The organism is Eubacterium sp. AF22-8LB (assembly GCF_003458715.1).
Classification (GTDB): Bacteria; Bacillota_I; Bacilli_A; order Erysipelotrichales; family Erysipelotrichaceae; genus Holdemanella.
Genome location: NZ_QRVI01000012.1, coordinates 23705 through 48352, shown reverse-complemented (window position 1 = coordinate 48352; position 24648 = coordinate 23705). Strand labels below are relative to the sequence as shown.

General features: G+C 35.0%; 27 protein-coding genes and 1 other annotated feature. Of the genes, 6 read left to right on the top strand and 21 right to left on the bottom strand.

All coding sequences use genetic code 11. The features are described 5' to 3' along the window. Nucleotides 1-26: 26 nt before the first annotated feature. The 10 genes from DWY01_RS06145 to truB form a co-directional block, all read right to left on the bottom strand. Nucleotides 27-758, bottom strand: coding sequence for a TlyA family RNA methyltransferase (locus tag DWY01_RS06145; RefSeq protein ID WP_117994967.1), 732 nt, complete (start codon nucleotides 756-758; stop codon nucleotides 27-29). Next, nucleotides 751-2613 carry a 1-deoxy-D-xylulose-5-phosphate synthase gene (gene dxs, locus DWY01_RS06140; protein ID WP_117994962.1) on the bottom strand — a complete coding sequence of 621 codons (1863 nt, stop codon included), beginning with the start codon at nucleotides 2611-2613 and terminating at the stop codon, nucleotides 751-753. The genes DWY01_RS06145 and dxs overlap by 8 nt, the downstream gene beginning before the upstream one ends. Nucleotides 2614-2700: 87 nt before the next feature. Further along, nucleotides 2701-3549 carry a polyprenyl synthetase family protein gene (locus DWY01_RS06135; RefSeq protein WP_117994959.1) on the bottom strand — a complete coding sequence of 283 codons (849 nt, stop codon included), beginning with the start codon at nucleotides 3547-3549 and terminating at the stop codon, nucleotides 2701-2703. Further along, nucleotides 3533-3745, bottom strand: a complete 213-nt coding sequence (gene xseB, locus DWY01_RS06130; protein WP_117994956.1) for an exodeoxyribonuclease VII small subunit — start codon at nucleotides 3743-3745, stop codon at nucleotides 3533-3535. Before xseB ends, DWY01_RS06135 begins: the two co-directional genes overlap by 17 nt. A gap of 1 nt (nucleotide 3746) precedes the next feature. Continuing rightward, on the bottom strand, nucleotides 3747-5066 hold the full coding sequence (gene xseA, locus DWY01_RS06125; RefSeq protein ID WP_199519897.1) for an exodeoxyribonuclease VII large subunit: 1320 nt from the start codon (nucleotides 5064-5066) through the stop codon (nucleotides 3747-3749). 8 nt (nucleotides 5067-5074) lie between these two features. Then, the gene (nusB, locus tag DWY01_RS06120; protein ID WP_117994947.1) at nucleotides 5075-5452 is read right to left on the bottom strand and encodes a transcription antitermination factor NusB; all 378 of its coding nucleotides are present in this window, start codon (nucleotides 5450-5452) and stop codon (nucleotides 5075-5077) included. After that, nucleotides 5453-6349 (bottom strand): 5'-nucleotidase, encoded by an 897-nt coding sequence (locus tag DWY01_RS06115; protein ID WP_117994944.1) that lies wholly within the window; start codon nucleotides 6347-6349, stop codon nucleotides 5453-5455. A gap of 33 nt (nucleotides 6350-6382) precedes the next feature. Further along, nucleotides 6383-6712: an Asp23/Gls24 family envelope stress response protein gene (locus DWY01_RS06110; RefSeq protein WP_117994941.1), complete on the bottom strand. Its 330-nt coding sequence runs from the start codon at nucleotides 6710-6712 to the stop codon at nucleotides 6383-6385. Nucleotides 6713-6750: 38 nt separating this feature from the next. Next, a complete protein-coding gene (locus DWY01_RS06105) occupies nucleotides 6751-7728 on the bottom strand; it encodes a bifunctional riboflavin kinase/FAD synthetase (RefSeq protein ID WP_199519896.1) in 978 nt (325 codons plus the stop codon). Beyond that, nucleotides 7728-8552, bottom strand: a complete 825-nt coding sequence (gene truB / locus DWY01_RS06100; RefSeq protein WP_117994933.1) for a tRNA pseudouridine(55) synthase TruB — start codon at nucleotides 8550-8552, stop codon at nucleotides 7728-7730. The genes DWY01_RS06105 and truB overlap by 1 nt, the downstream gene beginning before the upstream one ends. A gap of 279 nt (nucleotides 8553-8831) precedes the next feature. Here truB and DWY01_RS06095 point away from each other — a divergent pair, with 279 nt between their 5' ends. Next, nucleotides 8832-9413 (top strand): hydrolase, encoded by a 582-nt coding sequence (locus DWY01_RS06095; protein WP_117994929.1) that lies wholly within the window; start codon nucleotides 8832-8834, stop codon nucleotides 9411-9413. Between the two features lie 51 nt (nucleotides 9414-9464). On the opposite strand, the gene aspS is transcribed toward DWY01_RS06095, so the two are convergent. The 11 genes from aspS to DWY01_RS06040 form a co-directional block, all read right to left on the bottom strand. Further along, nucleotides 9465-11201, bottom strand: coding sequence for an aspartate--tRNA ligase (aspS, locus tag DWY01_RS06090; RefSeq protein WP_117994925.1), 1737 nt, complete (start codon nucleotides 11199-11201; stop codon nucleotides 9465-9467). Nucleotides 11202-11203: 2 nt separating this feature from the next. After that, nucleotides 11204-12514: a histidine--tRNA ligase gene (gene hisS / locus DWY01_RS06085; RefSeq protein WP_117994921.1), complete on the bottom strand. Its 1311-nt coding sequence runs from the start codon at nucleotides 12512-12514 to the stop codon at nucleotides 11204-11206. 38 nt (nucleotides 12515-12552) lie between these two features. After that, nucleotides 12553-12743 (bottom strand) — a binding site (T-box leader). Further along, the gene (locus tag DWY01_RS06080; protein ID WP_117994916.1) at nucleotides 12744-13478 is read right to left on the bottom strand and encodes a YebC/PmpR family DNA-binding transcriptional regulator; all 735 of its coding nucleotides are present in this window, start codon (nucleotides 13476-13478) and stop codon (nucleotides 12744-12746) included. It abuts the feature before it with no gap. A gap of 59 nt (nucleotides 13479-13537) precedes the next feature. Beyond that, nucleotides 13538-14494, bottom strand: a complete 957-nt coding sequence (locus DWY01_RS06075) for a PhoH family protein (RefSeq protein WP_243001976.1) — start codon at nucleotides 14492-14494, stop codon at nucleotides 13538-13540. 42 nt (nucleotides 14495-14536) lie between these two features. Then, a complete protein-coding gene (rpsU, locus tag DWY01_RS06070; protein ID WP_003865021.1) occupies nucleotides 14537-14716 on the bottom strand; it encodes a 30S ribosomal protein S21 in 180 nt (59 codons plus the stop codon). Between the two features lie 78 nt (nucleotides 14717-14794). Beyond that, nucleotides 14795-16237 (bottom strand): UDP-N-acetylmuramoyl-L-alanyl-D-glutamate--2,6-diaminopimelate ligase, encoded by a 1443-nt coding sequence (locus DWY01_RS06065; RefSeq protein WP_117994908.1) that lies wholly within the window; start codon nucleotides 16235-16237, stop codon nucleotides 14795-14797. Continuing rightward, nucleotides 16228-17517 carry a tRNA (N(6)-L-threonylcarbamoyladenosine(37)-C(2))-methylthiotransferase MtaB gene (mtaB, locus tag DWY01_RS06060; protein ID WP_117994905.1) on the bottom strand — a complete coding sequence of 430 codons (1290 nt, stop codon included), beginning with the start codon at nucleotides 17515-17517 and terminating at the stop codon, nucleotides 16228-16230. The genes DWY01_RS06065 and mtaB overlap by 10 nt, the downstream gene beginning before the upstream one ends. A 6-nt stretch (nucleotides 17518-17523) precedes the next feature. Continuing rightward, nucleotides 17524-18243 carry a 16S rRNA (uracil(1498)-N(3))-methyltransferase gene (locus DWY01_RS06055; RefSeq protein WP_117994901.1) on the bottom strand — a complete coding sequence of 240 codons (720 nt, stop codon included), beginning with the start codon at nucleotides 18241-18243 and terminating at the stop codon, nucleotides 17524-17526. After that, nucleotides 18243-18971: a pseudouridine synthase gene (locus DWY01_RS06050; protein WP_117994897.1), complete on the bottom strand. Its 729-nt coding sequence runs from the start codon at nucleotides 18969-18971 to the stop codon at nucleotides 18243-18245. Before DWY01_RS06050 ends, DWY01_RS06055 begins: the two co-directional genes overlap by 1 nt. Nucleotides 18972-18974: 3 nt before the next feature. Beyond that, entirely contained in the window at nucleotides 18975-19520 is a 546-nt protein-coding gene (gene scpB, locus DWY01_RS06045; protein WP_217291995.1) for an SMC-Scp complex subunit ScpB, read from the bottom strand. Further along, nucleotides 19520-20251 carry a ScpA family protein gene (locus DWY01_RS06040; RefSeq protein ID WP_117994890.1) on the bottom strand — a complete coding sequence of 244 codons (732 nt, stop codon included), beginning with the start codon at nucleotides 20249-20251 and terminating at the stop codon, nucleotides 19520-19522. The genes scpB and DWY01_RS06040 overlap by 1 nt, the downstream gene beginning before the upstream one ends. A gap of 91 nt (nucleotides 20252-20342) precedes the next feature. On the opposite strand from DWY01_RS06040, the gene DWY01_RS06035 reads away from it, so the two are divergent. From DWY01_RS06035 to DWY01_RS06015, 5 genes are read left to right on the top strand one after another with little or no spacing between them, the layout of a single operon-like run. After that, nucleotides 20343-21053: an N-acetylmuramoyl-L-alanine amidase gene (locus tag DWY01_RS06035; protein WP_117994886.1), complete on the top strand. Its 711-nt coding sequence runs from the start codon at nucleotides 20343-20345 to the stop codon at nucleotides 21051-21053. A gap of 56 nt (nucleotides 21054-21109) precedes the next feature. Then, nucleotides 21110-21625, top strand: coding sequence for an NUDIX hydrolase (locus tag DWY01_RS06030; RefSeq protein WP_117994883.1), 516 nt, complete (start codon nucleotides 21110-21112; stop codon nucleotides 21623-21625). 3 nt (nucleotides 21626-21628) lie between these two features. Beyond that, a complete protein-coding gene (locus tag DWY01_RS06025; RefSeq protein ID WP_117994880.1) occupies nucleotides 21629-22825 on the top strand; it encodes an acetyl-CoA carboxylase biotin carboxylase subunit family protein in 1197 nt (398 codons plus the stop codon). Beyond that, nucleotides 22822-23577, top strand: a complete 756-nt coding sequence (locus tag DWY01_RS06020; protein ID WP_117994875.1) for an alpha/beta hydrolase — start codon at nucleotides 22822-22824, stop codon at nucleotides 23575-23577. Before DWY01_RS06025 ends, DWY01_RS06020 begins: the two co-directional genes overlap by 4 nt. An 11-nt stretch (nucleotides 23578-23588) precedes the next feature. Further along, nucleotides 23589-24647: a metallophosphoesterase gene (locus DWY01_RS06015; RefSeq protein WP_199519895.1), complete on the top strand. Its 1059-nt coding sequence runs from the start codon at nucleotides 23589-23591 to the stop codon at nucleotides 24645-24647. Nucleotide 24648: the final 1 nt, after the last annotated feature.

Below are 24648 nucleotides of genomic sequence, written 5' to 3'. Positions count from 1 at the left end.
CACAAAAAAATAAGAATATCTTCACATTAAGATATTCTTAGATTCTTGGCATACACCATATATTCCTGATTGCCACTTCTTCCTTCTAGAATACTTGGCATCGCTTGTACATCTTTATAATACTGAAACAGAAAGGATTTTACATCTTCCACAATTTGTAAGGCAAGCTTTGAATTTTTAAGGACACCATGCTTATTCAAGGCTTGTGGTCCACACTCAAATTGTGGCTTGACTAAAATCGCAATATGCTCAATGGATAAGACATTTAAAAGATGTTCAAGGATTGTTTTGCACGAAATAAAACTAACATCCATACACATAAATTCAATTGGTTCATCAAACCATTCCGGTATGATTTCTCTTGCGTTATGTCCTTCCATTTTAACAACACGACTATCTTCTTCAAGTTCCTTGGCAAGCTGTAAATACCCAACATCTAGAGCATATACTTTTTTAGCTCCATAACGCAGACAAACATCCGTAAAACCACCAGTACTCGCACCAATATCCAAGACAACCTGATCTTTTATACTAACATGATACTGATCAAGACATCCCTTTAATTTAAAAGCTCCACGCGATACAAATTCATCTTCAGTATGTAAGACTTCGATCACATCATTTTCATCCACCAAAAAAGAGCACTTTTTAATGGTTTTATCATTGACCTTGACCTTACCCTCTTTAATCATATCTTGTGCCTTGGCACGCGTTGAAATTTGATTCAACAAGAATTTATCTAAACGATCCTTAGCCATTTTTTTCTAATTCCTCAAATAAACATTCCGTACTGATTCCTTCTTGAATTCGTAAAGCCCGAATCGAACCATGACATACAAAATGATCACCAATACCTAATACATGAATCTTTTCATCGAGCGTATTGATATATTCTAAGATAGCACTTGATAAGCCACCTTTTTTTATGTCTGTTTCATAAACTGTAATCGGAAGATGCATTTTTAATAAATCTTTCATCATAACTTCATCTATTGGTTTAAAGAATCGAGCATTCACAACCAATAAACCCATTTGATTTTCGCGAGCTTTATAGATCACATGATCCACATCTGGACCATACGTAATCACAATCTGCGTAGGTGTTCCCACAACATATTTTTCCCAAGTTCCAATAGAAATCATTGAATAACTTTTTTTCTTTGCATATTCTGTATTTCCACGAGGATAACGAATACAGAAAGGAAGCTTTGATTCAAAGGCAGTATAAATCAAATCCTGTGCTTCATTGGAATCTTTAGGTTGAGACAAGATAAGATTAGGTATACTTCTAAGCATCGCAATGTCAAATACGCCTTGATGCGTTTCACCATCATCTCCGACAAGACCACAGCGATCGATTCCAATCACAACAGGCACATTCATTCTTGCCATGTCGTGATTGACTTGATCATAGGCTCTTTGAAGGAAAGAAGAATAAATACTCACAAATGGCTTTAATCCACCCAGTGCCATAGCACAAGCCATGGTCACGGCATGCTGCTCAGCAATCCCACAATCAAAGAAGCGATCTGGAAAACGTTTTTGAAATTCTAAAAGCTTACTTCCTTGAGCCATAGCCGGAGTAATCGCAACGATACGCTTATCCTTTTCAGCCAAATCCATAACCGTATTTGAAATCACTTGTGACCATGAAATCTCATTAGGTGGAAGTATCGATAAAGATTTTCCTGTCGCAATATCAAATGGGGATACGCCATGCCATTTACCGACCTTATCCTGTTCAGCATATTTATAGCCTTTACCCTTTTGTGTTAAAACATGTATCACAATCGGGCCATTATGATTCTTTGCGGCTTGAAATACTTTGATCAAACTTGCGATATCATGCCCATCTACAGGTCCCATGTAATCTAGATTAAATTCCTTAAACAATGGAGCATCAATCACTTCATCTTTGATCTTATCACGAAAATGTGACAATGTATTCAATACATTAGATCCTAATTTATTAGACTTTAAGTTATTTTTTACATCGTGTTTTAAGTCGATATATAAGTGAGATGCACGAATATCCGTAATGCGTTTTTCGACGCCACTGTAATTTTTAGAAATCGACATATTATTATCATTAAAAATAATGACCATTTTCTTTTGTTTCGAACCAATGTCATTTAAGGCTTCTAAAGCCATGCCACCAGTTAGAGAACCGTCCCCAATTAATGCGATTACTTGATAATCATCATGTGTTAGATCGCGTGCAATCGCATAACCTAAAGCAGCTGATAAAGAAGTTGAAGAATGTCCAGCTTCCCAACAGTCATATTTGCTTTCACTACGTTTTTGATAACCAGAAAGACCACCTTTTTTTCGTAAGGTCGCAAATTGCGTAGATCTTCCTGTTAATATTTTATGTGTATAACATTGATGTCCTACATCAAAAATCATTTTATCTTTAGGAGAATCAAATACATAGTGCATTGCCACTGTAACTTCAACTATTCCTAAATTGCTTGATAAATGTCCTCCTGTTTTTGAAATGGACTCAATCAAAAAGGAACGGATATCCTGACATAGCTGTGTAAGCTCATCGATAGACATATCCTTGATTTGATTAGGTGATTCAATATCATACACTTGACTAATCTTTTTCATGTTAAATCCCTCGTTAAAAAAACTAGTCCGCTAAAGACTAGTTCAGCTAGTATTAATATAACTCTTTTTGTGGAAAATATCTATATATTAATATGTACGCTTTAATAAAGTATCTAATACCTTTGTAAGTGATGTCACATCACAAGATACTTTTGCCAATTCCTTACGAATCGTCTCATCATAGCTTGCGACCATATCCTGAGCGCCCTTCAATCCAAGTAAACTGATTGCTGTTACCTTATGATTTTCTTCGTCACTTGTTGATTTTCCTAATTCTTCTTCTGTGCGTGTAACATCTAAGATGTCATCCTGCATTTGGAATTCTAAGCCTAATACAAGCCCAATTTTACGGAAGCTTTCCACATCATCAAACTTATTAGCTAATATACAACCACATACTAATGGTAAAGTTAATAATTTGCTTGTTTTATAATGATCAATTTCTTGTAATAAAGCTAAGGTAGGGTTTTTATCATTTTCAGCTGCCAAATCTAAAGTTTGCCCATAAATCATACCATCCACACCAGCATACCAAGCCAAAGCTTTAACTAAAGCTACCTTTTGTTCAGCACTACAATCAGAGTCTAATACAACCTCAAAAGCCTTTGTCAATAAACCATCCCCTGCAAGAATAGCTGTTGCTTCATCATAAGCCTTATGACAGCTAGGCTTGCCACGACGTAAATCATCATTATCCATCGCAGGTAAATCATCATGGATCAACGAATATGTATGAATCATTTCAATGGCACAAGCACAAGGATATCCTACACGTGCATCCATTCCATATCCTTCAAGTACTGAAAACAATAAGATTGGACGAACACGCTTACCTCCATTCATCAAAGAATAAGCCATCGCATCTTTTGTTCTACTATCATCATTTTCTTTAACACGCATCAATAAATAATCTTCAAATTCACGATTCCTCAACATTTTGATTTACCTCCACCAGCTGATCCATTTTTGTTTCAAATTTCTTTAATTGTTTTTCACATTGCGTACTTAATTTTAAACCCTCTTCAAAAAGTGACATTGCCTCTTCAAGTTCAAGTTCATTATTATTTAACAAAGCCACAATTTCATCTAATCGTGACATGGCTTCTTGAAATTTTAATTGTTTAGCAGCCATCTTATTCCTCCTCTTTGCCTTCTACTCGAGATAGAATGATTCCATCCTGCAAGCGTGTTTGAATGATATCATCCCTTTGTACATCCTCAATTGATTTTATAACACTACACTCCTTTTTAGTAATACTATACCCTCTGGAAAGTACCTTTAAAGGAGAATAGGCATCGAGTAGTGCACAATTTTTTTGTAGAGCATGTTGATTCTTTAATAAAATAGAACGCATGCCCGCCTCTATTTTATCAGGATATACATTCAATTGATTCGCATTGTTTTCCATAATACGGCTCATACTTGAAATTAGATTCGCTTTATAATTTTGAATTACATCCATCTTTTGTTTCTGCAAATCAAGCGCATGTTCAAGCTGTGTACGATACGCATCCAGTTTGAGTTGCTTATCAACAATAAAGGATTTTGGATCCTTTAAATATGGATGATTTTTATAAATATTCAATTGAGACGAATACCCATTTAATATATGTCTCATCTCATTGATAAGTAATTTTTTGTTTTTTTCAATCTGAGTCATTACTTCATATTGATCTAAGCTTACCCATTGCGCAGCAGCTGTAGGTGTTACACTACGATGATCACATACAAGATCACATAAGGTCGTATCTACTTCATGGCCAACACCACTGACAATATATGTATCTAATGAATAAATTGTCTTAACAAGCTCAACATCGTTGAAACAAAATAAATCTTCAAAGTTTCCACCACCACGAACAATCAACAAGGCATCATGATGATTTTTATCCGCCTTCTTCAATGCTTGAATTAGACTTTTTGGAGCTAAATTTCCTTGCACTAAGCTTGTGTATAAATGAACTTTCATCATGGGCCAACGTCTTTGAATCGTAGATAATACATCTTGTAAAGCAGCTGCAGAAGCACCGGTAATCACGCCAATATTTTCAATAAATTCGGGCATTGCTTTTTTATGACTCTCATCAAAATAGCCAGCCATTAATAGATCCTGCTTTCTTTTTTCAAACTCAAGATATAAATCGCCTAAGCCATCCTGCTTCATTTGGCGAATAATTAGCTGAAGACTTCCTCTTTGTTCATAAACATTAATGCTTCCAGAAACTAAAACGCGCATGCCTTCCTGAACATTAAAGTTCAGTCTGGCCACGTAGCTTGAAAACATGACACAGTTCATTTCACCACTTTTATCCTTTAAAGAAAAGTAGTAATGTCCGGATCTATGTTTAGTTAGGTTGCTGATTTCACCCTGAATCCAGATACCATCTAGATCCATGGTTTGTGTTAACACATTTTTAATGCGTGCAATAACACTTGAAATACTTACAACCATGTCATTTCTCATAGTTGATCTAGAACTCCATTTAATAATTTATATGAATTGTCATCGCAATATTTTTTCGCCAATGTGATTGCTTCATTGATTACAACTGGCTTTGGTGTATCATTTGCCAAAATTTCCTGAAATGAAATCAATAAAATAGCTTGTTCTAACATACTTAAACGATCAAAATTCCAGTCGTCACGTAACAATTCATTGATTTTTTGTTCGAAAGCCTCTTTATTTTCAACCGTACCCATTGTCAAACTATATAAATATCCATCAATGTCATTTGACCCCTTCATCACATCAAATACACACTTACGGATGTCCTTTCCTAATAATAAGTGCTGGTATACACTTTGCATCGCAATTACACGTTGTTCATGTCTATTCATTTACATTTCTCCTTCTTTATATGGTACGCGCGCACTTGGCACGACTTGACTTGCAGGTCCTGCATGCACGTCTTGATCATCAAAAAATATATTGGCACCAAAACAAGCTAACACATCCGCTTTTTTGGCTCCCTGCATAAAGAATACTTCATCTACGACAATATCCCATGCTCTTAAAGTTTTTATTACACGAACCCCCGTATCTTTGTTTCGTGCCGTCACAATAGCTGTTCTTAATACATGTAAATCTTTGGTTTCATTTTGAAGCCAAGATAAACTTTTTAACAAAGAAGCCATTGGACCTTTTTGTAAGGCGACATCCTGGTTTTGAATTTCATTTTCATTAAACGCTTCTAAACCATGTTCTTGATAAATTTTTTCAGATTCAGCCGAAAATAAGACGGCATCCGCATCAAAGGCAATACGAATCTGATGATCGGGGAAGCTATATTTAGTATCTCGGGCATAAATCATACCGGCCGCAAAACCAGCATGAATCGCATTTGATACATCATTTTCATTACACGATAAGAATAAATCCACACCAAAAGCAGATAAATAACGACTGATGTCTTCTCCGCCACTTAAAACCATACGCCCAATGTCCATATCATAATGTTCAAGTGAATGAATGATACGTAGTGATGTATCCGCACTATTTCTTGACATCACAATGACTTCGACAAGCTTTCGATTGGCTAGCTTATTGATGTTTAATAAGTTTTGTACTAACACAAAACCACTTCCAGGACTGAGAACGTCATTTTCATGAACAATTTGATATTCACGATATGCGTCCAATCCTTCCTTTTCAAAAACCTCGTTTTCTTTTTCTAAATTAAACAAAGCTCTTGAACTTATACCTACTACAAGATAATTTTCAAAAGATACACTCATAAATTGAAAAAAAGGAAACCTTTGAAAGATTTCCTAGAAGATAAAGCCAATAACCTGAATTTCAATGGCCTCAGGTTTAAAGTCTGTCATATAAGAAATACTTTCAAAGATCTTGTTTTGTAGATTTAAACATACATCACTCACATTTGCCTTGTGCTGTACTTTTACTGGAATCGATAAAGTCAATTTATTATCGTCAACTTTTGTCACAATTCCTGTCTTAAATGGTTTTGTTCCTTCTGCAAGCTGAACGTTTTCATCTTCTTCAATTACGTTCTTTGCGATTGTAGAAAAAACAGTCTTATTTAAAGAAATAACACCATATTCATTACCTGGTTCTAGTTCGATATATTCTTTCGCCATAATTTCACCTTCACTTCTCTTTAAGTATATCAAAAAAGTTATTTAAACTCAAAAACTTTCTTATCCCAAAGCTTCGCTGTTTCATTCACATAGCTCGATTCTTTTAAAATCACCTTTTTACAAGTAATAATATCTGATTCTAGCTGTTTTTTTAAAGATTCAAATCCATCAAAACGAATTTCATTTCGAGTCTTTTTCAAAAAGAAAAAGCGAACCTTTTGATCATAAATATCTTGATCAAAATCAAAGATATGTGCTTCGATTGAAACCTTTTTATTTTCAAATGTTGGATTGTTGCCCACATTGATCATACTTCCATACAAAGTATCATTTACACATACAAAGCCTGCATAGACACCACTTGAAGGAACTAAATAGTCTGGATTTGCGCCAAGATTTGCGGTAGGAAAATTCAATAAAGTACTTCCTCGTTTAAAGCCATGCTCAATCACACCTTCAATTGAATACATGTAACCTAATAGTTCGTTTGCCAAATCCATCTTTCCACTTTGAATCAAAGGTTCAATACGACTAGAAGATATCTTTTCATTTTTTGAGTTCACACTCTCAATCACAGATACTTCGAAATAATTCTGTGTTTTTAGTGTCTGAACATTACCTGAATTTTTTGAAGCATATTTAAAATCAAAGCCACATGTTATGTAAGATACATTCATTTTATGCAGCAACATATGAAAAGCATCCACATCTAAAGCAGCAAAATCCTTAGAGAATGTAATGATATACATGACTTCAATGCCCATAGCACTTGCCAAAAAGATACGATCATCTAGTGTTGTGATATGTCTGCATACGCGTTCTGGAAAGAAAATTTTCCAAGGATCTGGATCAAAGGTAATCAATCCACTTTTTACATTTTTTTCTTTTGCGACTTGAATACAATTTTCAAGCAATGCCTGATGCCCAGTATGTAAACCATCAAAGAAACCGATACAGCAAGAGCTTTTACATAAATCTTCTTGAACATGGTTATAATCAATACGAATAACTTCCATTACCATAGACCTCTTTTACTTTTAAATAAACCTTCACGCTCTTTTTCATAGATTGCGATAGGTTCACCTGCATCTAAGATACAAACTTCATTGTTTGGATTATCTAAACGAATACGTTTACCCTGATAGACATCTTGAATCGGTTGGTAATCAATTTTATCTAGATGATCCAATACATAAATTGATGGATATAAGACAGGTTCTTGCGTTTCTAAATCTTCTAGTGTTTGTGCTTGATCAATCGTAAAACGACCGACTTTAGTTCGTCTTAAACTTTTCATACAACCCAAATTGTTTGTATTTAAAGCTAAATCTCGACAAATACTACGCACATAGGTTCCACTTGAGCAGGCCACTTTAAAGCTATAGTCACCTAGATCTTCCATCGAATATATTTCAATATCACTGTATACCTTAGGAACCTCTAAGCCTTCTCTTTGATAGTCCATTAGTTTTTTACCATTCACTTTTTTATTAGAGGTCTTAGGCACCAGTTGATGATTCTTCCCTACAAATTTTTGTAGTTCCTCTTGAAAAGAAAATTTTAAATTTATTTCTTTTTCAGCCTCTACTTCACCCCAAATATCATCGGTTGATGTACTTTTTCCAAATTCAATCTGACCAATATATTCTTTATCGGTATCACTTAAAAACTGTAATAATTTACATGACTTTCCACAAAGAACAACTAAAACACCAGTTGCGTTAGGATCTAATGTTCCTGTGTGTCCAAATTTTTTTTGTTTATATTTTCGACGAAGCCAATTTACAACATCATGGCTTGTCATACCATACGGTTTATCAATAATTAAAATTCCATCCATAATTTCACCTTTTATATTTTACTTGTTTTTAAAGTTACTTGCAACTATGCACATTTGATACTAAAAAGTCAAGACTTGTATTCTTGTATGAAGTTCGTTATTATAGAAATGCCTAAGGACATTAATTTTTCCTACACTCGAGATAAGGGAAATCGGATGTTGAATTGTTGTGTTGAAGACCCGCTACGCGTGGGGATCCTAATGCTGTTCACAGATTGCCCACCTGTACTTAACAGGGAAAGATCTCATGTTCTTGGGCTTTTAATTTAGGTAAAAAGTATGAACGTAAAAGAAGAATTTATTCAAATCTATAAAGAAAATATACATCGTGACGGAGCCGATGCCTTTCTAGAATTTCTAGAAGGTCCTCACTCTGATTTTTTTACAGCCCCCGCAAGCACACGTTTTCATGGCAATATGGAAGGTGGTCTTTGCGCACATAGTGTGCACGTCTATCATTGTTTAAAAGATTATCTAGAAAGACAAAGAGTTCAAGACACATATAAGATGCACTACAGCGATGAAACCATCGCATTAGTTGCCCTTTTACATGATGTATGTAAGATCAATGTCTATAAAAAAGGTACACGAAATAAGAAAATCAACGGCGAATGGCAACAAGTGGATGTCTTTGAATTTGAGGACAATATTCCTTTTGGACATGGTGAAAAAAGTGTCTATATGATTCAGCCATTTATGCGTATTAGTCGTGAAGAAGCTTTTGCGATTCGTTATCATATGGGCTTTTCCGGAAGTGATCCTGTAAATAATGTAGGTAAAGCTTTTGAATTGTTCCCACTCGCATTTGCGCTAAGTACAGCCGACATGGAGGCTACATATTTTCTAGATGAACAAGTCTAACGACTTGTTTTTTTTTCTATATAAAAAGACAGGTTACCCTGTCTTTTTATGCTATTTAGTTTCAATACCTAATTCTTTTAATTGTGCTGGATCTACTGGACTTGGTGCCTGTGCCATTAAATCAGATGCACTAGCAGTTTTAGGGAATGCAACTACATCACGAATGTTGTCAGTACCAGCTAGAATCATAGTTAAACGTTCTAGCCCAATACCTACACCTCCATGAGGTGGAGTTCCATATTGGAATGCATCCATAAACCAGCTGAATTTTTCATGTGCTTCTTCTAAAGTCATACCAATAGCTTCGAATACTTTTTCCTGAAGCTTTTGATCATGAATACGAATAGAACCAGATAATAATTCATAACCATTTAATACTAAGTCATAAGCTCTAGAATAACAATTTGCTGGATCAGACATCAATTTATCGACATCCTCTAGATTAGGTGAAGTAAATGGGTGGTGAGCCGCAACATAGCGATTTTCATTTTCATCATATTCAAACATTGGGAAATCTGTAACCCATAAGAATTCATAGGCGTCTTTATTGATCAAATCTAAATCATGACCTAATTTCACACGTAACGCACCTAAAGATGTTTGAGCTACCTTTTTCTTGTCTGCTACGAAGAATACAATATCATTTTCTTCAATATTCAACATAGTTTTTAAAGCTTCTTTTTCTGCATCGGATAATACTTTTGTAACACTACCCGCAAAGCCTTCAGCTGTCAACTTTAAGTTCGCAAGTGCTTTTGCACCATATACCTTAACATAATCTTGTAATTTATCTAATTGTTTACGAGAGAATTTATCCGCACCATTCTTTACATTCATAGCTTGGATGATGCCACCTTCATTTAAACAGTTTTCAAATACTTTAAATTCAGTATTTGTGAATACCTCACTCACATTGTATAAAGGCATATCAAAACGTAAGTCTGGTTTATCAGAACCATATTTTTCCATACAAGTATCGTAAGGAATACGTTTAAATGCAGGTAAATCAATTCCTTTGATATCTTTGAAGATTTCTTTCATTAAACCTTCTGTCATTGACCAAATGTCTTCTTCATCAACAAAGCTCATTTCAATATCGATCTGAGAAAATTCTGGTTGACGGTCTGCACGTAAATCTTCATCTCTGAAGCAACGAGCAATCTGGAAATAACGATCCATTCCACCTACCATCAATAGCTGTTTGTATAGCTGTGGAGATTGTGGAAGTGCATAGAATTCACCTTTACTGATACGACTAGGCACTAAATAATCACGTGCGCCTTCTGGTGTAGAACGGCATAAAATAGGTGTTTCTACTTCTGTAAATCCGTATTTTGCTAAATAGTTACGAACTAATAAAGTAATACGGTTTCTTAAAATCAAGTTCTTTTGAAGAACCGGTCTTCTTAAATCTAAGTAACGATATTTTAAACGAGTATCTTCAAGTGCATCTGTTTCATCCGCAATGATCATAGGTGTAGTGATAGCTGTATTTACAATTTTGACTTCGCTTACTACAACTTCAATTTCACCCGTTTCAAGCTTAGGATTCTTGTCTTTTCTTTCAACAACGGTTCCCTTTACCTGTAATACATATTCATTACGCACTTCACTGATTTGTGCAGCGATATCTTCATTGAAAACTAACTGAGTAATACCATAACGATCTCTTAAATCAATGAAGACTAAAGCTCCAAAGTTTCTACGCTTACTTACCCATCCACATAATGTGACTTCTTGATTTACGTTCGCTAAACGTAATTCTCCATTGTTGTGTGTTCTATACATGCTTATTCTCCTTCATGTTCATGATGATGATGGCTTTCTTCTTCTAATATACCATCCACATAAGGAATCAATTTTTCAACATCAATTGTTCCCTGTTCTTTATGTGCAATATTTTTAACAGTAACTTTCTTATCGTCCAATTCTGATTTACCAATCAAAATTGCTAATTTAGCCTTTGAACGATCAACCGCCTTAAATTGTCCCTTAAAGCTTCTTTCCATCATATCCATATCACAACGATATCCATAGGCTCTAAGCTCAGTCAATACCTCAAACGCATATGTTCTAGCTTCTTTGTCTAAGCACATCACATAAGCATCTAACGCAGGTTTTTGTTCCAATTCAATGCCTTCTGCTTCTAAGGCAATTAATAAACGTTCCATACCTAAAGCCCATCCAATACCACTCATACCTTCAGGTCCGCCAAAGTACGAAATCAATCCATCATAGCGTCCACCAGCCAATACAGTCGATTGTGCACCCATTTCTTTATTCATAGACACGATTTCAAATACAGTGTGTGTATAGTAATCCAATCCACGAACCAATTTATCATCCACTTCATAAGGAATTTCTAATTTGTCTAGTAATTCACATACCGTATTAAAATATTCCTGACTAGCTTCATTTAAGTAATCGGACATCTTAGGTGCATTTTTCATACATTCATGATCATGATCCACTTTACAATCTAAAATACGTAATGGATTTTGTTCATAACGACGCTTACAGTCTCCGCACAATTCATCAACATAAGGCGCAAAGTATTCCTTTAACGCATTACGATAATTTGTACGAGATTCATCATCCCCTAATGTGTTTAAGCATACCTTAATATCATTCAATCCCAATGATTTAAGGATAGAAAATGCCAATACAATCGTTTCTACATCGACATATGGACTTTTTACGCCTAATGCTTCTACACCAAACTGGTTGAAGATACGCATTCTTCCTTTTTGAGGACGTTCATGTCTTGACATAGGGCCCATATAATAGAATTTTGCAGGAAGATCAGGATTTGCGAACATTTTATTTTCAACAAAACTACGAACAACACCTGCAGTTCCTTCTGGACGAAGGGTTAATGATGCTTTTGAGTTTTCAAGTTTAAAAGTATACATTTCTTTGTTTACCATGTCACTTGAATCATTTTCTCTTTTGAAAACTTCTGTATGTTCAAAAATAGGTGTACGAATCTCATCATAATTGTACATGTAACAGAAGCTTCTTAATGTTTGTTCAAGAGCCTGCCATTTGTAGGATTCATTTCCGAATACATCCTGGCAACCTCTAGGAATTTGATATGCCATGCGTTTTCCTCCTTTAAATAAACAAAAAAACGCCCCAATATAAGGACGTTTTTAAACGCGGTACCACCTTATTTTATACGTAAAGTATACACCTCAAGTCTTAACGCGACCAACGGTTGGTTTTTAGCCAACTCCTCCAAAGTGTCCCAACAAGGATTCTACGAAAATTTTCACCAGCCATTTTCTCTCTACAGTATATCCTTATCTTTTTCTTTTTCTTAGGAATGAATTATTCAGCTTCATCTAAGTTTGAAACGTTGTGATATACATTTTGTACATCATCAACTTCGTCTAGTAAAGTTATTAAACGTTTGAATAAAGTTAAATCTTCACCGTGAAGTTCAACCTCTTCATTTGGAATCATCTTATCTTCTAAGACTTCAAACTTAACATCTGGAATTAATTTTTCAACAACAACCTTTGCGTCATCCAATTGAGTTGGATCAACAGTAATTGTCATATATCCTTCTTCGATTTCAATATCATTTAATTCAATTTCAGCCTCTAATAAAGCATCCATCATAGCTTCCTCATTATCATATTGAATAACGATTACACCTAAGTGTTCATATCCAAATGATACAGATCCACCAACACCCAATTTAGAATGTGATTTATTGAAACAAGCTCTTAAGTTTGCGATTGTACGGTTTGCGTTATCTGTTAAGCAATCAATGATGATTGTAGATCCTGCACCATGTCCAAAACCTTCATAACGAGCACTTGAATAGCTTTCATCAGCACTACTTTTTGCTTTTTCGATAGCACGCTTGATTACGTCTGCAGGCACGTTATTTGCCTTAGCACGATCAATCGCCTTTTTTAAAGTCTGGTTCATATCTGGATTTGGGTCACCGTTTTTTGCAGCAACTAAAATCTCTTTAGAATATCTAGAATAAATTTTTGCCTTTGCGTTGGCTGTTTTCTGCATTGCAGCAGCACGAACCTCAAAATGTCTTCCCATAGATTTATCACCTTTCAATATATTTTTTACAGTTTTCAATTATAACAGTTTAATGTAAATTATTCAACCTTGGCATAACGCTCAATAATTTTTTGTACCAATGGATTTCGAACAACATCACTATTTTCCAAATGAATAATTGAAATCCCATCAATATGATCCAAGATCGTACAAGCTTGCATTAAACCAGAATCCTTTTTCTTGATCAAATCGATCTGTGTAACGTCTCCTGTAACAACCATCTTACAGTTTTTACCCATACGCGTTAAAAACATCTTCATCTGTGCACAAGTCGCATTCTGTGCCTCGTCCAAAATAACTACAGCATCATTTAAAGTGCGACCACGCATAAATGCCAATGGCGCAATTTCAATAACTTGCTTCTCCACATATTTTTCAACAGTTTCCAAGCCAAGCATTTCATTCAGCGCATCATATAAAGGCCTTAAATAAGGATCAACCTTTTCTTTCATATCACCCGGTAAAAAGCCAAGCGACTCTCCAGCCTCTACTGCTGGACGTGTAAGAATGATTTTCTCAACTCGCTCACTTTTTAACATATTAACCGCATAAGCTACGGCAAGATATGTTTTTCCTGTACCAGCAACACCTGTCGCAAAAACAATTTCATTATGACGCATCGCGTCACATAAAATAGCTTGTCCAATGGTCTTTGGATAAATCATTTTACCTGTTTTTGTCTTACATACAGCCTGTAGCTGATGAGCTTTAAAGTCCTTTAAACGATTCTTAAATGCTAGAGAACAAATATAATTTACATCCTGTGCATTCAATCGATGTTGCGTATCAATAATCGAAAAACAAGCTTCAATGACTTCAATTACTTTTTTTTCATCTAAAGAATCATTTACTTCCACTTTGATTTTTTGATCACGAATCATAAATACAGATTTAAAGCATTTACTCAACATATCCAAGTTGGAATCTTGAAAACCTGTAAAAATCTGAATCTCTTCAAATGTTCGATCGGAACAATCAAATTCTAAAAACGACACAAATTTCCTCCTCAAGAAAAAAATCTGCATATAGTATGCAGATTATTTACCTCTACGTGCTTTACGCGCAGCTTCTGATTTTAATTTTCTGCGCACACCTGGTTTAACGTAAAATTCTCTTTTGCGCGCCTCAGCAAGGGTGCCATTACGAGAAACCTGACGTTTAAATCTTCTTAAAGCGTCATCAAGTCCTTCGTTTTCTTTAAGAACTACTTTTGGCATATTCACAAACCTCCCTTCCCAAGATTAGCAAAAATATTATATCAAAGATTTCATATAATGCAAGCATTATTTAAAAATTTAGGCAAGACTTTGCTGAATACATTCCTTGGCAGCCACATTATCTCCTACCCAAGGAGCTCTTCCGTTTTCACGATAGATAAAGCTTTCGTCCCCTTTTCCAAGAAGCAAGACAGTATCTCCTTCTTGAGCTGATGTAATGGCTTGATGGATAGCTTCATAACGATCCTGAATAAATACATGTAACGTATCTTGAATACCAGACTTAATTTGATCTGCGATTTCTTTTGGATCTTCATCACGAGGATCATCCTCAGTAATAACAATATAATCACAATATTTATCAGCTAGTTCACCGAATACCTTACGCTTATGCACATCACGCTTACCAGCCGAACCAAATACTGCAATTAAACGATGTCCTGGCATTGTCACGCTTCTTCCAAACTGCATCATCTTTTCCATGCCATCTGGTGTATGTGCAAAGTCAACAATCACATTAAATGGCTGTCCACAGTCAATACGTTCCATACGACCTTCGACCTGAGCAATATGCTGACATTTTTCAATGATATTATTTAAATCATATCCCGTTTCTTTTAAAGCTGCGATTGCCGCCAATAAATTATGGACATTAAAGTTACCTACTAAATTTGTCTTAACCGGATACATATGTCCTGAATACACCAAATCAAATTGTGTACCCTGAGAGCTCATCTTAATATTGATTGCACGATAATCCGCTTCACTATTGACTCCATAAGAAATAACGCGAGCTTTTGAGCAATCCTTTAATGCTTCATATTTTTCATCATCCTTATTCAATATGGAAACACCATTATCCTTAACAAGATTTTTAAACAATAGGCTCTTCGCTTCAAAATAGTTTTCCATTGTTCCATGAAAATCCAAATGATCATATGTTAAATTTGTAAAGATAGCACAATCAAAAGAAATACCATCTACACGATGTTGGGCAAGCCCATGACTTGAAACCTCTAAAGCACAAGCCTTCATACCACAACGAACCATATCTGCAAGCTTTGATTGCAAGAATAAAGCATCTGGCGTTGTTAAATTTGGCTGCAATTCAATATCTCCATATTTGATCGCAATCGTACCAATATAGCCACATGGCGTTTTATCATTGATAATGTCACGAATAATATTAGTAATGGTTGATTTTCCATTTGTACCAGTCACACCATACATTTTCATTTTATCACTTGGTTTCGCATAGAAGATACGCGCTACTGTATTCATGGCATCATTGACATCTTCCACGCGAATATATACAGCACCTGGTGCCATATTCAAAATTTCCTTTGAATGAACAATACAAACAGCGCCATTTTTTATAGCTGAATCAATAAAGTCATGCCCATCATTTGTTAGTCCGGGTAAACAGAAATAAATATTTCCTGGACGAACCGTTCTTGAATCAAAGCTTAAACCTGTAATATTGATTGTAGGTGCATTTTTAAATAGTTTGCTTAATCGCATACAACATCCTTCTTTCCATAGTACGTACCCTCTTCGATACGTTCCCATTCGATAGTGATTCTACCACTTAATGGCGCATCACTCAATATCTTACATGGATGATATTGGTTTGTATATCCTGTATAGTAACCATCTTGTTTTCTTTCAATCAAGACTTGAACAGGATTAAAACGCTGCATATCCTTTTCTCTACAAGCATTCGAAAGTTCAAGTAAACGAGCAACTCTAGCCTTGGCAATCTTACCATTGATTTCACCCTTTAAAGTACTTGCCTTTGTCCCATTACGCTTACTATAAGGGAAGACATGGAAAAAACTTAATTCTAAATCCGCAAGATTTTTATATGTCGTTTCAAACTCCTCATCACTTTCCTGTACAAAACCTGCGATTACATCGGTTGAAATCGAAATATCTGGAATGCAAGAACGAATATAATTGATTTTTTCTTTAAATTCTTCAATCGTATATGGACGATTCATACGCTTTAACGTTTCATTACATGCCGACTGTATTGGAATATGTAAATGATGGCACATACGAGGATTTTCCTGCATCAAATGAATCAATTCATCCGTAACCTCAGTAATTTCAATGCTTGATATACGATAATATACATGTTCGGGTGTGTTTTCTAAAAGATCCTTTAAAAGATCAGCCAAATGATATTCCCCATCAAAATAACGACCTGTATGAATACCCGTTAAAACAATTTCACTATGCCCTCTATCACATAGATCCTTGGCAATTTGAATAACCTGGTTATGATCTAAGCTTCTTTCTCTTCCACGCGCAAAAGGAATAGCACAATAGGAACAGAATTGATTACATCCATCCTGCACCTTCAAAAATGCACGATGCATCGATTCAAAACAATGAACAGGCATCGCTTCAAAATCTTTGAATTGCGTTACTTCATTCACAACATCAATTTTTTCATGTTCATTTAAAGCTTGTTGGATGAGCTTTACCAACTCATTCTTTTGTTTGGCACCAATCACTAGATCAGCATCCAAAGCTTTTCTTTCCTCTTCATTTGCGAATTGCACAAAACAACCTACCACAACACATAACGCATTAGGATTCATACGCTTAGCATAATGAATCTTTTGACGAGACTTACTCGCCGCCGTATTTGTTACAGTACAAGTATTAATGATACAAATATCACATGGTTGTTCTGGCGATACCTGTTCATACCCTAATTCTTCTAACTGACCTGCATAGTATTGCGATTCGTACGCATTGACCTTGCAGCCAAGTGTTATAATTGAAAACTTCATTTTTTCTTATCCTTCCACATGATTTTGGTATTCAATCGCACTTAATACATAGCATGCGGCTGTTTCAGCACGCAGTATGTTCTTTCCTAAAGAACAATTTTCAAAGCCAAAATCATTTAATACTTTAATTTCACTTTCTTCAAATCCACCCTCAGGACCAATACAAACCGTAATGGAATAAGGATTGGATTGTAAGTAATGCGCCATATGCTTAGATGGATCACTTTCCTTTTCATAAGCAACCACATTACATTCACTCTTATAATTCACCAAGTCCTTTAAAGAAACAACTGACTCTAATTCAACCAACGTATTGCGGTTGCATTGCTTGGTTGCCGCAAGTAAGATTTCATTCCAACGAACCAATTTCTTTTCAGCCTTTTTCTCATCTAATTTCACAACAGTATTTTTAGAGACAAAAGGAACGATTTTACTCACACCAAGTTCACATGCCTTTTGAAGCATCCATTCAAATTTATCTTGTTTAATCAAAGCACAGCATAGTGTTATTGACTGATGTTCTTTTAAAACATCTAACTTTTCATCAATATGTAATTTGGGCTTATCCAATACATGTCCATAAAAGACACCTGAGCTTTTAGTAACAATACGAATTTTTTCCTTTGATGAAGTACGAAGCACATCAAAGATATGATGTGCCTGCTTTGAATCTAAAGCAAGTGTATCATTTACATTAATGATCTGGTCCAAATAAACCTGTTTCATTATTCGTCAATACCTTCCATGCTTAAACGATTCAACTGCTTGATTTCATATGGCTTTAAGCGACGGTATTCTCCTGCTTTTAAATCCTTGACATCTAAAAACGCAAAACGAACTCTGTGCAAACGACGCACCTCGTGTCCAAGTGCCAACATCATATTTTTCACCTGATGGTTCTTTCCTTCTGAAATTGTTAATTCAAATTGTGTACGTCCACGCGTCAAATCCTTTTGTAGCACAAAGACCTTTGCCGGCTGATACTTTTCGGTTTTTGTCTTTAAGCCTTTTCTTAATTGTTTGATATCATCCTCTGTTAAAATCCCTTGAAGATTGACAACATATGTCTTTTCTAAATGATAACGAGGATGAATCATATGGTTACAGAATTCTCCATCGTTTGTCAGTAATAAAACACCACTTGTATCATAGTCTAAACGACCCACTGAGAAGATTCTTTCATTTTTGGGCATATAATCCAACACTGTTTTTCTTCCCTTGTCATCGCTATTTGTACATAAACATCCCTTAGGCTTATTCATAATGTAGTACACTTTTTCTTCCTTAGAGATCATGTTTCCATTGACCTCAATCATATCTTGTTTTGATACCTTTGTACCTAACACATCACACACCTTGCCATTGACTTTAACTTTTCCATCCAAAATCAATTCTTCGGCTTTTCTTCTTGAACAAATACCCGCCTGGGCAATTACCTTTTGTAGTCTTTCCATATATTATTCTCCTTCAAATAGTTCTTCGCTGTTCGCTCTAGTTTGTGGTAATTCCGGCAATTCCTTTAGATCCTCTAATTGAAAAGCATCCAAGAATTCATCCGTTACACGATATAAAAGTGGTTTTCCAATCGCATCTAAACGATCCTTAGCTTCAATCAAGCCTCGAGCCACTAATTTTTTTAACATCATTTCACAATTCACACCACGAATCTCTTCGATTTCAACACGTGTAATGGGTTGTTTATAGGCAATGATAGCCAATGTTTCCATGGCAGCCTGAGAAAGGGTTGGCTGTTTATATTCTTCAAACAGTTGCTTACCATACGGATATACGAATTCTTTTGTGACAAACTTAAAACGATTCGCATATTCAACCAATTCAATCCCTTTGGAGTTACTCGCATATTCTGATTTTAAGCTATCCAACAAGACACGTATATCATCCATCTCTAAATTTTGTAGACCATGAACCATCTGCTCCATGGTAAGCCCTTCTTCTCCGCTTAAAAACAAAAGGCCTTCTAATATAGCTTTTGCATTATCCATTATAAATCCTCTCTAGTGACCCAGATCATTTCTGTTTCATCGATCGAATAGGTCATCCATTTATCATGTATTAAATCCAATATCGATAAAAAGGTAACAATAATCATATGCAGATTGGTACAATCTGAACAAAGATCTTGAAATGAAATCGATCCATTCAAATGTTTCATACGCTCTTTTATTTGTATCGTACGTTCCTCAATCGATAATTCTTTAATGGTTACTTTCGTTTCATAGGGCTGCAACAATTCCATACGAACAATACAATGGCGCATCGCTTTCATTAAATCATATGGCGATTGTTCTTCTAATGTATCGGTTTCAACTGGAATCTTCCATTGTTCAACCAAGCTTGAAACTGGGCGTGAAAAATGCAGCTGCCGCTTATCATAATCTTCTTTTAATGCCAAGCTAACTTCCTTATATCTTTGATATTCCAGCAAGCGAGCCACCAATTGATCACGCTGATCTTCTTCATATTCTTCTTCTACCTCAACGGTTTCTCTAGGCAAAAGCTTTTTTGACTTATATGCGATCAAGCTTGCCAATTCCGATAAATATTCACTGGCTACTTCTAAATGCATATTTTGCATGGCATGAATATAATCAATATACTGTGTTGCCAAAACATTCATATCCAAGTCAAAAAGATCCAATTTATTTTCTTTGATTAAATGCAGCATCAAATCCAAGGGACCTTCAAACTGATCTAACATTATTAAAAAATCCATACTATCACCCATGTTACCCATTATAACAAATTTTAAAAAGCTTTTCATCTGTTACGACAAATGTTAGAATAATTAGACAAGGGGGTATTCCATGCGAAGAGCCATTCTCTTTTTAATTTTTGCGTTATTTTTGGCTATGGTTATACAGCCAAATCTAAATAAACAAATCAAAGAAACATCAAAAATCGATGTACCAGAACAAGCTGAATCGAAAACAACACTCATCACAAATGATACAGTTTCAAATAAACGTTCGAAATCAAAAGCAATTATTTGCATTGATGCGAGTCGTGGTGGCAGCGATGCCGGCTATACAAGTGAAGGCCATACGAGTGAAAAAGAATTGAATCTTGCGATTGCACAAAAGATTGGCGATACATTAGAAAGTGCCGGCTATAAAGTTGTTTACACTAGAAGTGATGATTCATCATTGACTACAGAGGATCGTATTACAGCTTTAAATGCGCAAAAAGCAGATTACTTAATTTCGATTCAAATGAATTCAAGCTCCGATTCCTTATCAAAGGGCTATTCAATATTCACGCAGCCAAATGAAAAAATGATTCAATTGGCAAAGGAGCTCGCAAGTACCATGAGTTCAATCAACCTATCTCAATTTGAGGGAATTGATTCAGATCATTATGAAAACTTCCCAATTCTATATGACAGTCAAATTCCATCGATTCTTTTAGAGCTTGGTTATTTGAGTAATTCGGATGATTATTCAAAGCTGATTGATGAAACCTTCCAACAAAAAATTGCTGATGCGATTACACAAAGCTTTTTGGATAAAATCAATTAACACTCTTCGGAGTGTTTTTTTGTGTTATAATTTTTTTAAAATAGAGGTGTTTGTTTATGGAAGAAAAAATGATATATAAAGGTATTATTTTTGATTTAGTATCCAAAGATGTCAAAATCAAAGATAAAGTATATAAACGCGATATTATTCGTCATCCAGGCGGCGTAGGTGTGATATGTATTGTGGATGGAAAGATTTTATTAGTGAAACAATTCCGTCCAGCTATTAATTCAGAAACATTAGAGATTCCAGCTGGAAAGCTTGAATATGGTGAGGATCCTATGGCATGTGGTCTTCGTGAATTGAATGAAGAAACGGGTATGGAATGTGAAAAGCTTGAGCTTTTATTAAGCTTTGTTTCAACTCCAGGCTTTTGCGATGAAAGAATCTGGATTTATAAAGCCATCAATCCTACAAAGGCAAAAATTCAATTTGCCAAGGACGAGGATGAAGAAATTGATATTGTATGGCTTGATTTAGAAACAGCCTATGAATATACAAAAAATGGCAAGATTGATGATGGTAAAACGGTCATTGCGATTAGTCAAATAATGGCAGAAAGGAATGTGTAGCTTATGAATTTTGTCGTTATTTCACCAAATTATCCAGAAAGCTATTGGATGTTTTGTCGAGGATTAAAGGAAAATGGGGCTACTGTATTAGCTATTGTAGATACACCCTACAATCAATTAAAAGATGAGTTAAAACAATATTGTGATGGAATTTATGTCGTACATAGCTTTCAAGATTACGATGCGATGGTTAGAGCTGTTGGCTATTTCACTTTTAAATATGGAAAAATGGACTGGATTGAATCTAATAATGAGGCGTGGCTTACTTTAGATGCTCGTTTGCGTGATGATTTCAATGTGAAAACAGGTTTTTCGCTTGAAAGAATTGAAGAGTTACAGTCAAAGTCACAAATGAAAAAATATTATAAAGAAGCCGATGTACCTGTTGCCGATTATAAAGTACCTAATACCTTAAAGGATGCGATTGAATTTGCCGACAAAGTCGGATATCCACTTGTTATGAAACCGGATCATGGTGTTGGTGCAAGTATGACATACAAAATCATGAATCAACAACAATTAGAATCTGTCTATATGCAGACAAAGGATCATGTGATGATTTTAGAACAATTCATTGATGGAGATGTCTTTACTTTAGATGGAATTTGTGATGAACATGGTGATATTCAATACTTAAACAGCTTAGAATATGTAGGTAACTGTATGGATTCGGTTCTGTATCAACAAAGTATTGGTTGTTATACCCAATTTGAAATTGACGATGAGTGTCGTGATATTGTTCAAAGAACAATTCATGCCTTCAAAATCAAGAATCGCTTCTTCCATTGTGAGTTCTTCCGTTTAAATCATAATGTTCAAGGTTTAGGTGAAAAAGGACGCATTTTTGGCTTAGAAGTAAACTTCAGACCACCAGGAGGTTTCTGTCCGGATTTAATGAATTATGCCGGAGAACTTGATGTCTATCGTTTATGGGCAGAGGTTATTTTAAAACAGTCGGCATCCTATTCAAAACTTAGAAGATTTTCTGCTGGTTTTGTCGGAAGAAGAAATTCCATCAAATATCAATATTCGACAAAACAAATTCAAGCTATGTTTAATGAAGAGCTGATTGAAATACTTTACTTGCCAGAAGCTATTGCGGCTGCCATGGGAGATGTTGCGATCGTCGCTAAATTTACAAGTCCTGTAAGAAGAGATGAATTCTTTAAAACAGCTCTATTAAGAAAGGATTGCTTATGATAATTGAAAAAGAGCTTTTCATGTCAAAGCTGAATCAAAATCGTAAAATATTTATTTATGTACCCGATGATTATGAGTTGAATACCAAACAATATCCTGTTCTTTATACGTTTGATGGGCATAATTTATTTCTAGACGAATATGCCACTTATGGCAAGGCCATTCATATTCAGGACCACATTGAAAAGTTAGGCTTAGACTTAATTGTGGTCGGTCAAGAATGTTCACATGACGGAAATAATCGTTTAATAGAATATGCACCCTATCCCTTTTATGATCCTGAATACGGTTCTTTTGAAGGACAAGGCGATGCGACAATGGATTTTTTTGTGAATGAATTAAAGCCCTATATCGATCAGCATTATCGAACGAAAAGAACAAGAAAAAATACTTATATTGCCGGAAGCAGCTGTGGAGGTTTAATGAGCTTATATGCAGCCTATACATATTCTCATATCTATTCAAAGGCTATTGTCGTATCTCCTTATATTCTAGAAAGTATGGATGCGATACTTAAAGATATTTCTAAACAACAAATACAACGCAATACTTCCATCTATTTATCATGGGGTTCTAAAGAAACAAGCTTAATGCATGAATTTGTTTGGCAGACAAAAGCATGTACCGAAGTAGGAAATGCCCTTTCTAAAAAGAATGTTAAAGTATTATACAATGTAATTCCAGATGGAAGACATTGTGAGGAGGACTGGGAAAAAGAATGTGATACATTCCTTCCCTTCTTATTTCAATGAATCGAAATGTCGTGATTAAAAGGCTATATACAAAGTCTAAACGCAAAATTGTAATTAGTGATATTCATGGTAATCTAGACTTATATAAAAGGCTATTAATAAAGATTGATTATAAGCCCAATGAAGACTGTTTAATTCTATTAGGAGACATCATTGAAAAAGGACCAAAAAACTTAGAAACATTACATTACATTATGCATCAGGTACAAACACAGGATGTACATTGTATTATGGGAAACTGCGATTTTATAGCGAAAAATGTTTTATATTCGTATCGCCTTAATTTTTTAAAGCATGTTTTAGGTTTTCGTAAGGAAAGCTTGATTCATGAAATGGCTCAAAGCTTACATCTTGAAATCAACAAAGATTGTGACATATCAAACATTTGTCAGATATTACGAAAACATTACTTAAAAGAATTATGTTTCTTAAATGATTTGCCTCACGTATTAGAGGATGATCAACATATCTATGTACATGCCGGCATTGAATCAAATGATAACTATGGTACAGATTTTAAACAAGTTTTAACACACCCCTTCTTTTTAGAAACGCATCAAGTCTTTAAAAAGAATGTGGTTGTAGGACACATGCCTGTGACAGAATATTGTTCGCATATCGCCTCTTTTGATCCTATTTATGATGTCAAACACAATATTTATAGTATTGATGGTGGAAATGTTGTGAAGCATGGTGGACAATTGAACGCCTTAATCTTTGAAGGCAAGACAACACGTATGGAAAGAAGCGATCTGCTTGAAGAAAAAAAGGTCATTCATGATGTTTCATATCATACGCAAATTCCCTTTTTTGTAACTTGGAACCATGGTCAAATTCAAATATTAGAAAAAAGTGATAAACAATCTAAGGTGTATTGTCCATATAATCATCGAACTTTTTGGGTTGAAAATGAATTTGTGACCAAGGATTTAAAGGCATTTGATTATACGAACTATGAAATTCCATTAAAAAAAGGCGAAACTGTTAAAATCGTTTTCGCCTATCAAGATAAAGTTCAAATCAAAAAGAATGGTATACTAGGTTGGACGTATCGTTCCAATCTAGAATAAT

Excerpts from the sequence above, each read along its gene's own strand:
- DWY01_RS06145 (WP_117994967.1), bottom strand. The coding sequence starts at position 758 with ATGGCTAAGGATCGTTTAGATAAATTCTTGTTGAATCAAATTTCAACG.
- dxs (WP_117994962.1), bottom strand. The coding sequence starts at position 2,613 with ATGAAAAAGATTAGTCAAGTGTATGATATTGAATCACCTAATCAAATC.
- DWY01_RS06135 (WP_117994959.1), bottom strand. The coding sequence starts at position 3,549 with ATGTTGAGGAATCGTGAATTTGAAGATTATTTATTGATGCGTGTTAAA.
- xseB (WP_117994956.1), bottom strand. The coding sequence starts at position 3,745 with ATGGCTGCTAAACAATTAAAATTTCAAGAAGCCATGTCACGATTAGAT.
- xseA (WP_199519897.1), bottom strand. The coding sequence starts at position 5,066 with ATGGTTGTAAGTATTTCAAGTGTTATTGCACGCATTAAAAATGTGTTA.
- nusB (WP_117994947.1), bottom strand. The coding sequence starts at position 5,452 with ATGAATAGACATGAACAACGTGTAATTGCGATGCAAAGTGTATACCAG.
- DWY01_RS06115 (WP_117994944.1), bottom strand. The coding sequence starts at position 6,349 with ATGAGTGTATCTTTTGAAAATTATCTTGTAGTAGGTATAAGTTCAAGA.
- DWY01_RS06110 (WP_117994941.1), bottom strand. The coding sequence starts at position 6,712 with ATGGCGAAAGAATATATCGAACTAGAACCAGGTAATGAATATGGTGTT.
- DWY01_RS06105 (WP_199519896.1), bottom strand. The coding sequence starts at position 7,728 with ATGGAAGTTATTCGTATTGATTATAACCATGTTCAAGAAGATTTATGT.
- truB (WP_117994933.1), bottom strand. The coding sequence starts at position 8,552 with ATGGATGGAATTTTAATTATTGATAAACCGTATGGTATGACAAGCCAT.
- DWY01_RS06095 (WP_117994929.1), top strand. The coding sequence starts at position 8,832 with ATGAACGTAAAAGAAGAATTTATTCAAATCTATAAAGAAAATATACAT.
- aspS (WP_117994925.1), bottom strand. The coding sequence starts at position 11,201 with ATGTATAGAACACACAACAATGGAGAATTACGTTTAGCGAACGTAAAT.
- hisS (WP_117994921.1), bottom strand. The coding sequence starts at position 12,514 with ATGGCATATCAAATTCCTAGAGGTTGCCAGGATGTATTCGGAAATGAA.
- DWY01_RS06080 (WP_117994916.1), bottom strand. The coding sequence starts at position 13,478 with ATGGGAAGACATTTTGAGGTTCGTGCTGCTGCAATGCAGAAAACAGCC.
- rpsU (WP_003865021.1), bottom strand. The coding sequence starts at position 14,716 with ATGCCAAAAGTAGTTCTTAAAGAAAACGAAGGACTTGATGACGCTTTA.
- DWY01_RS06065 (WP_117994908.1), bottom strand. The coding sequence starts at position 16,237 with ATGCGATTAAGCAAACTATTTAAAAATGCACCTACAATCAATATTACA.
- mtaB (WP_117994905.1), bottom strand. The coding sequence starts at position 17,517 with ATGAAGTTTTCAATTATAACACTTGGCTGCAAGGTCAATGCGTACGAA.
- DWY01_RS06055 (WP_117994901.1), bottom strand. The coding sequence starts at position 18,243 with ATGAAACAGGTTTATTTGGACCAGATCATTAATGTAAATGATACACTT.
- DWY01_RS06050 (WP_117994897.1), bottom strand. The coding sequence starts at position 18,971 with ATGGAAAGACTACAAAAGGTAATTGCCCAGGCGGGTATTTGTTCAAGA.
- scpB (WP_217291995.1), bottom strand. The coding sequence starts at position 19,520 with ATGGATAATGCAAAAGCTATATTAGAAGGCCTTTTGTTTTTAAGCGGA.
- DWY01_RS06040 (WP_117994890.1), bottom strand. The coding sequence starts at position 20,251 with ATGGATTTTTTAATAATGTTAGATCAGTTTGAAGGTCCCTTGGATTTG.
- DWY01_RS06035 (WP_117994886.1), top strand. The coding sequence starts at position 20,343 with ATGCGAAGAGCCATTCTCTTTTTAATTTTTGCGTTATTTTTGGCTATG.
- DWY01_RS06030 (WP_117994883.1), top strand. The coding sequence starts at position 21,110 with ATGGAAGAAAAAATGATATATAAAGGTATTATTTTTGATTTAGTATCC.
- DWY01_RS06025 (WP_117994880.1), top strand. The coding sequence starts at position 21,629 with ATGAATTTTGTCGTTATTTCACCAAATTATCCAGAAAGCTATTGGATG.
- DWY01_RS06020 (WP_117994875.1), top strand. The coding sequence starts at position 22,822 with ATGATAATTGAAAAAGAGCTTTTCATGTCAAAGCTGAATCAAAATCGT.